The following is a 13,926-nucleotide window of genomic DNA, read 5'->3' as shown; positions in this document are numbered from 1 at the left end:
CGGCACTCAAAAACGCGCGCTGACCCCGACGTTATACATAAACTGTTCGCCACTGCTCAGGCCGCCGGTCTGAGAAACGGTGGCGAAAGCCGCCACCTGATCGGTCAGCGGCATATTCGCCCCCAGCGTCACATCCACCCAGTTTTTATCCTGGCTGGCGCTGTCGCGGGTAAACGAGGTCTGCGTGGACTTCAGCCCACCGCTGGCACGGTAAACGTCATCACCAAACTGATGTTGGTAGCTTATCTCGGCATAAGGGTTAAACAGGCCGAACTTGCTGTCCAACCGCCAACCTAACGCACCGATCTGCGAATGGTAGGTCTGATCGTTAAAGCGCATGGCGGTGCTGTCATTACCGTCCTCACTGTAACCGGAGACGTTGCTGTAATCCCAGGCGAACTGCGCCATCGGTCCGGTGGTCAGGTAAGAGGTGACGGGGAAGTCGTAACCGGCGGTGATCCGCGCCCCCCACTGCTTGCCGTCGGTGCTGCCGGTTTCAGTGCGGGATAATGCCCCAAGCTGCATGCTGCGGCGAATATCGTCGTAATTCATCGTCGCATAGTGCAAATCGGCATTCACCCAACCGTTTTCAAACAGGTCAAGGGCGGTAAAAGCGGAAAAGAGCAGGCCACGCGCCTTGTAGTCGTAGCGGCTGGAGGGCTGCTGATCGTCATTGGAACCGGAAATCAGCGCGCCGATCAGCCAACTCTCGGTCAACTGGTAATCCACCCCTACCGTCAGATTGTGGGTGGTGGCGTTGCCGTCGCCTGCCGCCAGATTGGAAGAATAGTCATAGTGCTGCCCGGCATAGCCGCCGAACACCCCCAGCGATCCTTGCGGGTTGTCGCCACTGCGCAACTGTTGGAAACGGCTGTCGAGGGTCGCACGGCTGTCACGCGCCATGGCCGCCGTCGCCTGATTCAGCGCCACCACCTGCGCCGGGCCGTCGAGCACCGCCTGAATGTAATCGGCAATCAGCAGATGCGCCTGCGGACTGGGATGAAAATGGTCGGCGAACAGGTAGGCCTGGCTGCTATCAAAGCCCGGCATGGCAGAACGGCACACCGCAGAGGAAACGCCCGGCGGACAGGCCATGCCTGCGGTATTGGTAAAGCCAAACTGCGCCGGGTTGGCCATCGCCTCGCCAAACAGTTTGTTCACATCAACCCGAACGATATTCCCGCTCCCCTGCGCCAACAGGCGGTCTTCGCTCTGGTTGTAGAAATCGGTCAGTTGCGCCGCCTGCGCGCTAAGACTGTCATAAGCGGCAATCAGCTGCGCGGCGATTGCCTGCTGCACCTGCGGGACCGCGCTACCCTGCGCGGCGGCTGCCGTCAGGGCCTGATGGATAGCCTCGGTACGTGAAGCGTTATCCGGCGTGGCCAGCGAATTCAGGGTGGCGTAAGCCGCCTGAACCGCTGCGTTTTGCACCGGCGTCAACGCCTGCTGGATAATCAGCTCCATCAACTGCGGCGTGGAGCCAATATTCGGCACCGTCGGCACGATCACCGTACCGGCGCCGGCATTCAGCAATGAATGAACCTGCGCGGCCGCCGCCGCTGCGCTGTTGTAGGCTACGCCCGGCGCGGTCGTCGGGTTTAATGCCGCCGCCGCCAGGTCGTTGCCGCCAATCCAGTGTATATACAGACCGTCACCGTCTGCCCGGCCATTGACCCGGTTGAGGTAGCTCTGTACCTGATCCTGAGTATTATCTGCCGAATTCAGCGCCGGTACCGCCACGCCACCGCCGGCAGCATAGTTATTGCCACCATCGTCCGACGCCACTAACGCCGCGCCGATGCGCTGCGCCAATACTTCGTCGTATAACAGATGCTTATTGCTGTCGTAGGTAAAGCGGCCATTGTTGCCGGTGTCGCTCAGGCTGTCGCCGAAGACGTAGAGTTGATCATAGGCCAACACCGGGGTCGTCATACTGCACAATATCGCCACTGCAAGCACCGCCGGACGGTGCATACGAGTTATTTTTAGAGGCATGAATAGACTCCTGAGAGCCAGCAAATGAAGGAAAATACGTTTTTATCATTGGCCTTTTTACCTGCCGGCCATCTAGTAAATATTGCTGGCTTTTCCCCCACGTCAAGCCGACTGATGATAAAACAATCAGGGGCTTGCCAAGTTCATCACTTCAGGTAATGATTACTGTAAATAAACACAGCACAAGGACAGTCAGTATGACCAACGAACGTTGCGGTTGGGTGACGGCGGATCCGTTATATCTCGAGTATCACGACAAGGAATGGGGCGCACCGACAACCGATGCGCGCGAGCTGTTTGAAATGCTCTGTCTGGAAGGGCAGCAGGCTGGGCTTTCCTGGATCACCGTGCTGAAAAAGCGTGAAAATTACCGTCGCGCCTTTCACAACTTCGATCCGCAACGGGTGGCCGCTATCGATGAACAGGAGATAGCAACGCTGCTGCAGGACAGCGGCATTATCCGCCACCGGGGAAAAATTGAAGCCATCATCGCCAATGCCAAAGCCTATCTGGCGATGGAGGCGGCCGGGGAGGATTTTGTCACTTTCATCTGGTCCTTTGTCGACGGAGAACCACAGCTCAACAGCTGGCAGACGCTGGGCCAGGTGCCGGCGAAAACCGAGCGCTCGGACGCCTTGTCCAAGGCACTGAAAAAACGCGGCTTCAAATTTATCGGCTCCACCACCTGTTACGCCTTTATGCAGGCCAGCGGGCTGGTGAACGATCATCTGACAGGGTGCCTCTGCTACCCAAAGCCGCAGTGATCCGCCCCTGCCAACCGGCAGACATGGAGCGGTTAATGGCCTTGTGGTTGCCCAGCACCATTGCTGCGCACCCGTTCGTCAAGGAAAGTTACTGGCAAGAAAGCGCGACGCTGGTGCGGGAAAACTATCTGCCGCGAGCGCAAAGCTGGGCCTATTGGCATCAAGGGGAAATCGTCGGGTTTATCAGCGTGTTGGATCAACGCTTTATTGGCGCACTGTTCGTTGAACAGGCCTTTCATGGCCGCGGCGTCGGGCAGGCACTGATGGCGCACGTACAACAGCGCTATCCCCAGCTAAGCCTGGAGGTGTATCAGCAAAACCTGCGCGCCTGCGCGTTCTACCACAAGCTGGGTTTTCAGGTGACGCAGCGTCTGTTTAACGAAGAAACTCAGGCCTATACCTTAATCATGAACTGGCCTTCCGCAGTCTAAATCTTGTCACTTCCGGCTAAAAAAGGCGCATCCCACACCGGGATGCGTTCAATTCAGAATCCGCTGCATGGTATTCCCTCGCTTTTTGCCGGATAACAGGCTCAAGCCCGTTATCCGCTTATATTTTGTCACGTTTTTTTCCGGAACTGCCGGAAAGTATCCGCGTCATAGTAGCGCTTCGGTACGTCTTGGCGTGCCGACAACGGTTTTTTAGCGCCCCCCAAATTGGATTGGCGCACCCAGATTCTGATGCCACAAAGGAAAAAAGATGAAAAAACGCATTGCGATTATTGCCGGCGCGGTGAGCGTGGCGCTCACGCTGTCAGCCTGTACCACCAACCCGTACACCGGGGAATCCGAAGCCGGTAAATCCGGCATTGGCGCAGGCCTGGGCGCCGCGCTGGGTGCCGGCGTAGGCATGCTGTCCTCGTCGAAAAAAGACCGCGGCAAAGGCGCACTGATCGGCGCAGCGGCCGGTGCGGCATTGGGCGGCGGTGCCGGCTATTACATGGACGTGCAGGAAGCCAAGCTGCGCGACAAAATGAAAGGCACCGGCGTCAGCGTTACCCGTCAGGGCGACAATATCGTTCTGAACATGCCGAACAATGTCACCTTTGACAGCAGCAGCGCCACCCTGAAACCAGCAGGCGCCAACACCCTGACCGGCGTTGCCATGGTCCTGAAGGAATACCCGAAAACGGCGGTTAACGTGGTCGGCTACACCGACAGCACCGGCTCCCGCTCACTGAACATGACCCTGTCCCAGCAACGTGCCGACGGCGTTGGCAGCGCGTTAATCACCCAGGGCGTGGCGGCTAACCGCATTCGCACCACCGGGGCAGGTCCGGACAATCCGATCGCTTCCAACAGCACGGCAGAAGGCAAGGCGCAAAACCGTCGCGTCGAGATCACCCTCAGCCCGCTGCAATAATCCCTTGCGGGGCACAACGCCCCGCCATTTTTATCCTGTCGATCCCCTTCCCGTATCCCATTCAACATTCCCGGCTATACATTCTGTGTGATAGTCTCCTTGGCAATTAACCTCAGGGGAGATCGGTTGTGAGCAGTGTTAAGGCAATGCGCGCCTCGGGGCGGGCCACCATCAGCGATGTGGCGAAAACCGCCAAGACCGGTAAAACCAGCGTATCGCGCTACTTGAATGGTGAGCAGCACCTGCTTTCTGACGCTCTCAAACAGCGCATCGAGCAGGCTATCCTCCAGCTCGACTACCGTCCAAGCCAGATGGCGCGTAGCCTGAAAGGCGGACAGACGCGGCTGATTGGCCTGATCATCGCCGATATAACCAACCCCTATTCGGTGGACGTCATGCGCGGCATAGAAGCCGCCTGCCGTCAGCACGGCTTTACCCTGCTGGTGTGTAACACCAACAACGAGGTCAATCAGGAACAGCACTACCTGCAACTGCTCAGCAGCTACCGGGTAGAGGGCATTGTGGTCAACGCCGTCGGTATGCGCGAAGAGGCGTTATCGACGCTGCAACAATCCATGCTGCCGATGGTACTGATCGACCGAAAAATTCATGATTTCGCCTGCGATGTGGTGGGCCTCAACAACCACGAAGCCGCCACGACCGCCACGGAACACCTGCTGCAACAAGGTTTCGAAGCCATTCTGTTTCTCAGCGAGCCCATTGGCACGGTCAATACCCGTCTGGAACGGCTGCACGCGTTTAACCAAACCATGGCGCAACATGCCGGGCTGTTGGCCGAGCAGGCCGAAGTCCCGCTGAACGACGTCAAGCTTCTGGAAGACGTGCTCGGCGATTTTAATACCCGCCATCGCGGCATGCGCAAAGCGGTGATTTCCGCCAACGGTGCGCTGACGCTACAGGTAGCGCGCGCCATGCGTCGACTGGGTATCCAATGGGGCAGCGATATAGGCCTGCTGGGCTTTGACGAACTGGAATGGGCCGAACTGGCCGGCGTGGGCATCACCACGCTGAAACAGCCGACCTATCAAATGGGCCACGCCGCGCTAGAGCAATTGGTGCAACGCATTCAGGGTCTGGATACCCCCATCAGCGAGCAGATGTTCCCCGGTGAACTGATCGTGCGCGGCTCCACCACCCGATAGTCCCCTTCTTTCCCGCTCAGGGCGCGACATACGGCGCCCCAGCCAACTTCTCCCCAGACTATTTTTTGCTCATGTTCGTGATTGCGATCATATTTTTACACTCTGTCGCTTTCGCCTGGAACCGGTACCATTTAACGTGTGGTTAACAGCAGCGGTGGGATAACGCCACCTCAGGAGCAAAAAATGACAAGAGAAATTATCGTGGTGACCGGTGCCTACGGCACCGATACCGTCCAACAGCTCGGCGGCCAGGCCGCATTATTGCCGATCATTGCCGATGCCGGCGCCGACGGTGTAGAGATCCGCCGCGAACTGTTTTCTGCTCAAGAGCTGGAAAACCTGCCGGCACTGGCTCAGGCCATCGAACAACAGCAGCTGTTTGCCGTTTACTCTGCGCCTGAGGCTCTGTTTACCCCACAGCATACGCTCAACCCGAACCTGCCGGCACTGCTGGCGGAAGCCCAGACCCTGAACGCGCGTCAGTTGAAACTCTCTCTGGGCCATTACCAGCCGGGCTTCGACTTTACCGAACTGAAAGTGGCACTGGAGCAACATCCGGTCAGCCTGGTGGTCGAGAACGATCAAACGCCTGACTGCGGCATTCTGTCGCTGCTCAACGCCTTTTTCCACGCCGCAGAAGATAACCGTCTGCCGGTCAGCATGACGTTCGACATGGCCAACTGGCACTGGGTGGGGCAAGACGCCTTCGCCGCCGCCGATCGCCTGGCCCGCCACGTCAGCTACGTTCACGTTAAAGCCGCCACTCATAGCCTGAAAGGCTGGCGTGCCGTGGCGCTGGATGACAGCGACGGCAAATGGCGCGATCTGCTGACTCACCTGCCGCTGGACGCACCACGCGGCATTGAATTCCCACTGCAAGGTGACAGTCTGGAAGACGTGACCCGCTACTACGTTAACCTTTTGCGCGCGGAGTAAATATCATGACAACGCTGACTACCGCGCATCGCGCGCAACTGGACGTCGTCACTCTGGGTGAAGCCATGGCGATGTTCGTGGCAACCCAAACCGGCGACCTGGCGGAAGTGGACAACTTCACCAAACGCATTGCCGGCGCCGAGCTGAACGTCGCGATCGGCCTGGCTCGCCTGGGGCTGAACGTCGGCTGGGTCAGCCGCGTCGGCAACGACACTTTCGGCCGCTTCACCCTGCAGCAGTTGAAAAAAGAAGGCATCAACGCCCAGCAAGTGACGGTAGATGCTAATTATCCGACCGGCTTTCAGATCAAATCTAAAACCACCGATGGTACCGATCCCAGTGTTGAGTATTTCCGCAAGGGCTCGGCGGCCAGCCACCTGTCGGTCGACGACTTCAGCCGCGATTACTTCGGTTCCGCACGCCACCTGCACCTGAGCGGCGTGGCGGCAGCGCTGTCCGGCCAATCGCTGGCGCTGTGCAACCACGCGGCGCGCGAGATGCGGGCGATGGGAAAAACCATTTCATTTGACCCCAATCTGCGCCCGGTGTTGTGGTCCAGCCAACAGGTGATGATCGAGCAGCTGAACAAGCTGGCGTTTGCCGCCGACTGGGTGCTGCCGGGGCTGAAAGAAGGGCAAATTCTTACCGGCCAGTCGACACCGGAAGGGATTGCCGATTTTTATCTGGAGCGTGGCGTACAGGCGGTGATCATTAAAACTGGCCCGGACGGCGCCTGGTTTAAAACCGCAGCGGGCGATCAGGCGGCGGTAGCCGCAATTAAAGTCAGCAATGTGGTGGATACCGTAGGGGCAGGAGACGGCTTTGCCGTCGGGACCATCAGCGCCCTGCTGGAAGGCAACACGCTGAAACAGGCGGTGCAACGCGGCAATAAAATCGGCTCGCTGGCCATTCAGGCCATCGGCGACAGCGAAGGGTTGCCGACCCGCGCGGCACTGGCTGAATAAATATAACAAAACAATATCAGTTAATAGCCTTCTCCGAACGGCTGATGCCTCTGGCCCTACAACCAGATCCGCCGGGAGAGCACTACGACACCACTGAAGGAATCTGAACATGACCAAAGCGACTATCGCGGCTAAACGCTGGTGGTACATCATGCCCATCGTGTTTATCACCTACAGCCTGGCCTATCTCGACCGGGCCAACTTCAGCTTTGCCTCTGCGGCCGGCATCAATGATGACCTGGGCATCACCAAAGGCATGTCTTCGCTGTTGGGCGCACTGTTTTTCCTCGGCTATTTCTTTTTCCAAATCCCGGGCGCGATCTATGCCGAACGCCGCAGCGTTAAAAAACTGATTTTCTGGTGCCTGATCCTGTGGGGCGCCTGCGCCTCGCTGACCGGCATGGTCAGCAATATCCCGATGCTGGCGGCGATCCGTTTTATTCTCGGCGTGGTGGAAGCCGCGGTGATGCCAGCCATGCTGATTTACATCAGCAACTGGTTCACCAAGTCCGAACGTTCGCGTGCCAATACCTTCCTGATCCTCGGTAACCCCGTCACCGTGCTGTGGATGTCGGTGGTTTCCGGCTACCTGATCCATGCCTACGGCTGGCGTGAAATGTTCATCTTTGAAGGCATTCCTGCGGTGATCTGGGCCTTCTGCTGGTGGGTGCTGGTCAAAGACAAACCGGCGCAGGCCAAATGGCTGAGCGATGACGAAAAGCTGGCCCTGCAGCAGCAGTTGGAAGAAGAGCAGAAAGGCATCAAAGCGGTGCGTAACTACAGCGAAGCCTTCCGCTCACGCAACGTGATCCTGCTTTGTGTCCAGTACTTCGCCTGGAGCATTGGCGTGTATGGCTTCGTGCTGTGGTTGCCTTCCATCCTGCGCAGCGGCATGGAAATGGGCATGGTGGAGGCCGGCTGGCTGTCGGCGGTGCCTTACCTGGCGGCGACCATCGCCATGATCCTGGTGTCCTGGGCTTCGGACAAAATGCAAAACCGTAAGCTGTTCGTCTGGCCGCTGCTGCTGGTTGGCGCGCTGGCGTTCTTTGGTTCTTATGCCGTAGGTGCCAACCACTTCTGGGTCTCTTATGCCCTGCTGGTGATTGCCGGTGCGGCAATGTACGCCCCTTACGGTCCGTTCTTCGCCATCATTCCCGAGATGCTGCCGAAAAACGTCGCCGGCGGCGCCATGGCGTTGATCAACAGCATGGGGGCGTTGGGTTCTTTCTTTGGCTCCTGGTTCGTCGGTTACCTCAACGGCGCGACCGGCAGCCCCGCGGCTTCCTATATGTTCATGGCCATTGCGCTGCTGGTCGCCGTGTTCGTCACGTTGATCGTCAAACCCGCTCGCAACGAGGCTCACCCACAGCTGGCTTAGTCTCGTTATAATTTATGTTCTGTTGAATATACCCAATGGCTTTCAGGCCGCAGCCAGGCGACAAACGAACTTCCCCCAGGCGCTTACTTAAGTAAGTCACTGGGGGAAGTTCGAGCCGTTAACAACGCAGCAGTCTGAAAGACGAAGGGTATTGCTGGAGTAAGTGATGAAGCCTTCTATCGTGTTATACAAAAGCATTCCCACCGATCTGCGTGAACGACTGGAACAGCACTTCACCGTGCATGCCTTCAACGGGCTAAACCCGGAAAACCGCGATGAGCTGCGCCAGGCGCTGCAGCAGGCAGAAGGGATCATCGGTTCCGGCGGCAAAATTGATGAGGCTTTCTTGCAGCAGGCACCCAAACTGCGCGCGGCCTCAACCATTTCCGTCGGTTACGATAATTTCGACGTTGACGCGCTTAATGCCCATCACGTGCTGCTGATGCACACCCCAACCGTGCTGACTGAAACCGTCGCCGACACCATCATGAGCCTGGTTTTGGCGACAGCTCGTCGAGTGGTAGAAGTGGCCGAGCGGGTGAAAGCCGGCGAATGGCAAGGCAGTATCGGGGCAGACTGGTTTGGCGTTGACGTGCACCACAAAACCATCGGCATCCTCGGCATGGGCCGTATTGGTCTGGCGCTGGCGCAACGTGCTCATTTCGGCTTCGGCATGCCGGTGCTGTATAACGCCCGTCGCACTCATGAAGAAGCGGAGCAGCGTTTTAATGCCCGCCGCTGTGACCTGGATACCCTGTTGGCCGAATCCGATTTCATCTGCATTACGCTGCCGCTGACCGACGAAACTTTCCATATGATCAGCCGTGACCAACTGGCGAAAATGAAAAAGAGCGGCATTCTGATCAACGCCGGCCGCGGCCCCGTGGTTGATGAGGTGGCGCTGGTTGAGGCGCTGCAAAACGGCACTATTCATGCCGCCGGGCTGGACGTGTTCGAACAGGAACCGCTGCCGGTTTCTTCACCGCTGTTGACGTTGCCGAACGTCGTGGCGCTGCCGCACATCGGTTCTGCGACCCATGAGACCCGTTACGGCATGGCCGCCTGCGCCGTGGACAACCTGATCGCCGCACTGACCGGCAAGGTCACAGAAAACTGCGTCAACCCGCAGCTGTTGAAGAAGTAACTTTCATGGATGCCAGTGAGAAAAAACTGGCATCCATGCAAAATCACCAACACTTTTTTGGCGCACGCCTGCGCATATGGAATATTCTAAGGATATGTATTTCATTGTTTTTAATTCTGTACGGGATCAGGTACGGGAAGGTTTTCATCACGATTTCCCGGGTGCCCATCACCCTGCCAGCTCTGCCGAGGGCCGGGTTTGAAACCAGCAAATTCACTAAGCGAAAGACCTCCCTGGCAAACTCTGTCGCAACCTGAGGACTCTCTTGATAAAACCAATCATATTCGTCATCAAGATTGCTTGCGGCTTTCCTTAGCCATTTAATTTTCATCGTTATCAATCACCCCCATCTTCTTGAAGCGGGTTTCCATTTCATCGTCAGAAACAAAATCACCCTGATCCGCCTCAATGATTGCCTGCTGAGTTTCAGCAATTTGCCAGGCTTCGCGGTTAATGAAATCTCGGATAGCCTGCCCGGCCAAAAACGATTTAGTCCTGCCGGTCGCTTTGGCCAAAGCCTCGAGCTGCTCACTGAGATCTTCCGATAGTCGAACGGACATCACGCTCATAGATCACCTCACACTACAATGTATACATTGTAATATAGATTAAAAAATCACCGGATAACAGCCTCCGCTCTCCCCCTGCCTTCTCCTCCCTGAAAATCTCGCGCCGGGATGAGGCTATTTTTTCATCGTTCGTCACACTGGGCATTACCCTACAATAAAAACGCTTCCTGCCACGCGTAAGGAGAGCCATGAAACGCCTGACCCTTCCCCTGCTGATGCTGCTGTCGCCTGCGGTAATAGCAAGCTGGACGCTGCAAAGCTTCCCGGCCTTTGACGGTACTTCCGCCGACGGCTTGTTCACCAGCCGCGCCACGCTGCCCAAAGGCGAACTGCCGCTGAAGATTTACCAGGACCAGCAATGCTGGCAGCCAGCTGCGCCGGTCAAACTGAACCAAGCGTTGTCACTGCAACCCTGCGGCGATAACCCGCCGGTTAACTGGCGGCTGTTCCGCACCGGGGAATACCAGGTGCGCATCGATACGCGCAGCGGCACGCCGACGTTACAACTCAGTCTGAAAACCGCACCGGAAACCGCCACTGCCGCCGCCACACACACCTGCCAACGCTGGGACGGTAAACCGGTCACCCTTGACGTCGCGGCAACCTTTGACGAAGGCGAATCGGTACGCGATTTCTATTCAGGCCAAACGGCGAAGGTCAGCCAGGGCAAAATTACCCTGCAACCTGCCGCCGGTAGCGGCGGACTGCTGTTACTTGAATCTGCCGGCAGTGAAAAACCGGCCCCCTTCAATTGGCACAACGCCACGGTGTATTTTGCCCTTACCGACCGCTTTGAGAACGGCAACCCGGCCAACGACCACAGCTACGGGCGCCGCAGTGACGGCATGCAGGAGATCGGCACCTTCCACGGCGGCGATCTGGCGGGTCTGACCAAAAAACTGGATTATCTGCAACAGCTTGGCGTCAATGCGCTGTGGATCAGTTCACCGCTGGAGCAGATCCACGGTTGGGTCGGCGGCGGCACCAAAGGGGACTTCCCGCATTACGCCTATCACGGCTACTACGCGCTGGACTGGACCCGACTCGATGCCAATATGGGCAGCGAGCAAGAGCTGCGCACGCTGGTCGATCAGGCGCACCAACGCGGCATCCGCATTCTGTTTGACGTAGTCGTAAATCACGTCGGCTACGCCACGCTGGCGGATATGCAGGCCTTCCAATTCGGTTCGCTGTATCTGAAGGAGGAAGAAATCGAAAAAACCCTGGGTAAACATTGGGGCGACTGGCGGCCAGGCCCCGGTCAAAACTGGCACAGCTTCAACGATTACATCAACTTCAGCGACAAAGCGGGCTGGAGCTCATGGTGGGGCAAAAACTGGATCCGTACCGATATCGGTGACTACGATCCACCGGGCTATAACGATCTCACCATGTCGCTGGCTTTCCTTCCGGACATCAAAACTGAAGCGCCCGGTGCCAGTGGCCTGCCCCTGTTTTACCGCCATAAACCCGATACCGCCGCGCGGGATATTCCCGGCGCCACCACACGAGACTACCTGACCACCTGGCTCAGCCAGTGGGTACGCGACTACGGCATTGACGGTTTTCGCGTCGACACCGCCAAGCACGTAGAAAAACCAACGCTGGCGCTCTTGAAACAGCGCGCCACCGCAGCTCTGGCAGAGTGGAAAGCCGCCCATCCACAACAGGCACTGGATGACGCCCCTTTCTGGATGACCGGCGAGGCCTGGGGCCATGGCGTGATGAAAAGCGACTATTACCAGAACGGCTTCGACGCGATGATCAATTTTGACTTCCAGGATCAGGCTTCCCAGGCACTGGGCTGTTTCTCCACTATCGACGCCACCTACCGGCAGATGGCCGACAAGCTTCAGGATTTCAACGTGTTGAGCTATATCTCCTCGCACGATACCCGGCTGTTCTTTGCCAGCGATGCTAAAGGGTCGCTGGCGCTACAGCAGCGCGCCGCCGATCTGCTGCTGTTGGCGCCCGGAGCGGTGCAGATTTACTACGGCGATGAAAGTGGCCGTCAACTGGGCCCCACCGGCTCAGATCCGTTGCAGGGGACCCGTTCCGATATGAACTGGGCCGAGTTGCAGGGTAGCAAAGCTCCTCTGTTGGCACACTGGCAGCGGCTGGGTCAATTCCGCGCTCGTCACCCGGCGATCGGTGCCGGCACGCAGCAGTCGCAGCAAACGGCACACTACTATGCTTTCAGCCGGCGGCTCGGCGACGATAAAGTGATGGTGGCCTGGGTCGGCGATCGGTCACGATAATTCAGAGAAATATGCTGCTAAAAAACCATCGGGTGAAGTTTACTCCCGATGGTTGTTTTATGAACCGCATTGCACCGGAAATTGTCTGGCGGTATGGTGGGGTATTACCTGCTAAAAACAATACAGTTGCACCTATGACTTTTTCACTTTTCGGCGACAAATTTACCCGTTACGCGGGCATTACCCGTTTAATGGATGACCTGAACGAAGGCCTGCGCACCCCCGGTGCCATCATGCTCGGCGGCGGTAATCCGGCGCAAATTCCAGAGATGGAAAGCTACTTCAAACAACTGTGCCAGGACATGCTCGATCAGGGCAAACTGACCGAGGCGCTGTGTAACTATGACGGCCCGCAGGGCAAAGACGCCCTGCTGAAAGCGCTGGCTAATTTGCTGCGCGATGAGCTGGGCTGGCAGATCTCGCCACAGAACATTGCACTGACAAATGGCAGTCAGAGCGCATTTTTCTACTTGTTTAACCTGTTTGCCGGGCGCTATGCCGACGGCAGCCGTCGCCGCGTGCTGTTTCCGCTGGCGCCGGAATATATCGGCTATGCCGATGCCGGGTTGGACGAGGGGCTGTTTGTTTCAGCCAAGCCCAACATTGAGCTGCTGCCGGAAGGCCAGTTCAAGTATCACGTTGACTTTGAACATCTGAATATCGGCGACGATATCGGCATGATCTGCGTGTCACGCCCGACCAACCCAACCGGCAACGTGATCACTGACGAAGAGCTGATGAAGCTTGATCGGCTGGCGCAGCAGCGCAATATCCCGCTGGTGATCGATAACGCCTACGGCGTGCCCTTCCCCGGCATTATCTTCAGTGACGCTACGCCGCTGTGGAACCCAAACATTATCCTGTGCATGAGCCTGTCAAAACTGGGCCTGCCCGGCTCGCGCTGCGGCATCGTGATCGCCGATGAGAAAACCATCGGTGCCCTGACCAACATGAACGGCATTATCAGCTTGTCGCCAGGCAGCATGGGGCCGGCGATGGCAACGGAAATGATCGAACGTGGTGACCTGTTGCGGCTGTCAAACGAGGTGATCCGCCCGTTCTACAAGCAACGCGTCGAACAGACCATCAGCATTATCCGCCGCTATCTGTCGCCGGAACGCTGCCTGATCCATAAACCGGAAGGGGCTATTTTCCTTTGGCTGTGGTTCAAGGATCTGCCGATCACCACCGAGCTGCTGTATCAGCGTCTGAAAAAACGCGGCGTGCTGATGGTGCCGGGCCACTACTTCTTTCCGGGACTGGAGCATGAGTGGCCGCATACTCATCAGTGCATGCGGATGAACTACGTGCCAGATCCGGAGAAAATTGAACGTGGCGTGGCGATACTGGCGGAAGAGATTGAGCGTGCTCATCAGGAAGCTGGCTGATCCT

13 protein-coding genes are annotated in these 13,926 nt (G+C 57.5%); 10 read left to right on the top strand and 3 right to left on the bottom strand.

The features are described from left to right. Positions 1 to 6: 6 nt before the first annotated feature. Positions 7 to 1,995: an autotransporter outer membrane beta-barrel domain-containing protein gene (locus LQ945_RS13540; RefSeq protein ID WP_270100959.1), complete on the bottom strand. Its 1,989-nt coding sequence runs from the start codon at positions 1,993 to 1,995 to the stop codon at positions 7 to 9. A 197-nt stretch (positions 1,996 to 2,192) separates the two neighbouring features. Between LQ945_RS13540 and LQ945_RS13535 the strand changes: the two genes are divergently transcribed. From LQ945_RS13535 to ghrB, 8 genes are all read left to right on the top strand, one after another. Continuing rightward, positions 2,193 to 2,759, top strand: coding sequence for a DNA-3-methyladenine glycosylase I (locus tag LQ945_RS13535; RefSeq protein ID WP_269935230.1), 567 nt, complete (start codon positions 2,193 to 2,195; stop codon positions 2,757 to 2,759). Next, positions 2,756 to 3,190: an N-acetyltransferase gene (locus LQ945_RS13530; RefSeq protein ID WP_270102988.1), complete on the top strand. Its 435-nt coding sequence runs from the start codon at positions 2,756 to 2,758 to the stop codon at positions 3,188 to 3,190. The genes LQ945_RS13535 and LQ945_RS13530 overlap by 4 nt, the downstream gene beginning before the upstream one ends. A 268-nt stretch (positions 3,191 to 3,458) precedes the next feature. Then, positions 3,459 to 4,121 (top strand): OmpA family lipoprotein, encoded by a 663-nt coding sequence (locus LQ945_RS13525; RefSeq protein ID WP_044554315.1) that lies wholly within the window; start codon positions 3,459 to 3,461, stop codon positions 4,119 to 4,121. Between the two features lie 146 nt (positions 4,122 to 4,267). Then, the gene (locus tag LQ945_RS13520) at positions 4,268 to 5,284 is read left to right on the top strand and encodes a LacI family DNA-binding transcriptional regulator (RefSeq protein ID WP_270102987.1); all 1,017 of its coding nucleotides are present in this window, start codon (positions 4,268 to 4,270) and stop codon (positions 5,282 to 5,284) included. Positions 5,285 to 5,467: 183 nt separating this feature from the next. Next, on the top strand, positions 5,468 to 6,220 hold the full coding sequence (locus LQ945_RS13515; RefSeq protein ID WP_270100958.1) for a sugar phosphate isomerase/epimerase family protein: 753 nt from the start codon (positions 5,468 to 5,470) through the stop codon (positions 6,218 to 6,220). A 5-nt stretch (positions 6,221 to 6,225) separates the two neighbouring features. Then, positions 6,226 to 7,185, top strand: a complete 960-nt coding sequence (locus LQ945_RS13510; RefSeq protein WP_269935228.1) for a sugar kinase — start codon at positions 6,226 to 6,228, stop codon at positions 7,183 to 7,185. A 109-nt stretch (positions 7,186 to 7,294) separates the two neighbouring features. Continuing rightward, the gene (locus LQ945_RS13505; protein WP_044554311.1) at positions 7,295 to 8,563 is read left to right on the top strand and encodes an MFS transporter; all 1,269 of its coding nucleotides are present in this window, start codon (positions 7,295 to 7,297) and stop codon (positions 8,561 to 8,563) included. Positions 8,564 to 8,729: 166 nt separating this feature from the next. Then, positions 8,730 to 9,707 (top strand): glyoxylate/hydroxypyruvate reductase GhrB, encoded by a 978-nt coding sequence (gene ghrB, locus LQ945_RS13500; protein WP_270100957.1) that lies wholly within the window; start codon positions 8,730 to 8,732, stop codon positions 9,705 to 9,707. A 43-nt stretch (positions 9,708 to 9,750) separates the two neighbouring features. Here the strand turns inward: ghrB and LQ945_RS13495 are convergent, their stop codons facing one another. Continuing rightward, positions 9,751 to 10,038 carry a type II toxin-antitoxin system RelE/ParE family toxin gene (locus LQ945_RS13495; RefSeq protein ID WP_044554309.1) on the bottom strand — a complete coding sequence of 96 codons (288 nt, stop codon included), beginning with the start codon at positions 10,036 to 10,038 and terminating at the stop codon, positions 9,751 to 9,753. Continuing rightward, the gene (locus tag LQ945_RS13490; protein WP_044554308.1) at positions 10,028 to 10,276 is read right to left on the bottom strand and encodes a CopG family ribbon-helix-helix protein; all 249 of its coding nucleotides are present in this window, start codon (positions 10,274 to 10,276) and stop codon (positions 10,028 to 10,030) included. The genes LQ945_RS13495 and LQ945_RS13490 overlap by 11 nt, the downstream gene beginning before the upstream one ends. Positions 10,277 to 10,464: 188 nt before the next feature. Between LQ945_RS13490 and LQ945_RS13485 the strand changes: the two genes are divergently transcribed. Then, a complete protein-coding gene (locus LQ945_RS13485) occupies positions 10,465 to 12,534 on the top strand; it encodes an alpha-amylase (protein WP_044554307.1) in 2,070 nt (689 codons plus the stop codon). A 134-nt stretch (positions 12,535 to 12,668) separates the two neighbouring features. After that, the gene (locus tag LQ945_RS13480) at positions 12,669 to 13,922 is read left to right on the top strand and encodes a valine--pyruvate transaminase (RefSeq protein WP_044554306.1); all 1,254 of its coding nucleotides are present in this window, start codon (positions 12,669 to 12,671) and stop codon (positions 13,920 to 13,922) included. The last annotated feature ends 4 nt before the right edge of the window (positions 13,923 to 13,926 follow it).

Source organism: Serratia liquefaciens (genome assembly GCF_027594825.1).
Lineage (GTDB): Bacteria > Pseudomonadota > Gammaproteobacteria > Enterobacterales > Enterobacteriaceae > Serratia > Serratia liquefaciens_A.
The sequence above is the reverse complement of the archived record's forward strand: the minus strand, read 5'-3'. Positions and strand labels throughout refer to the sequence as shown.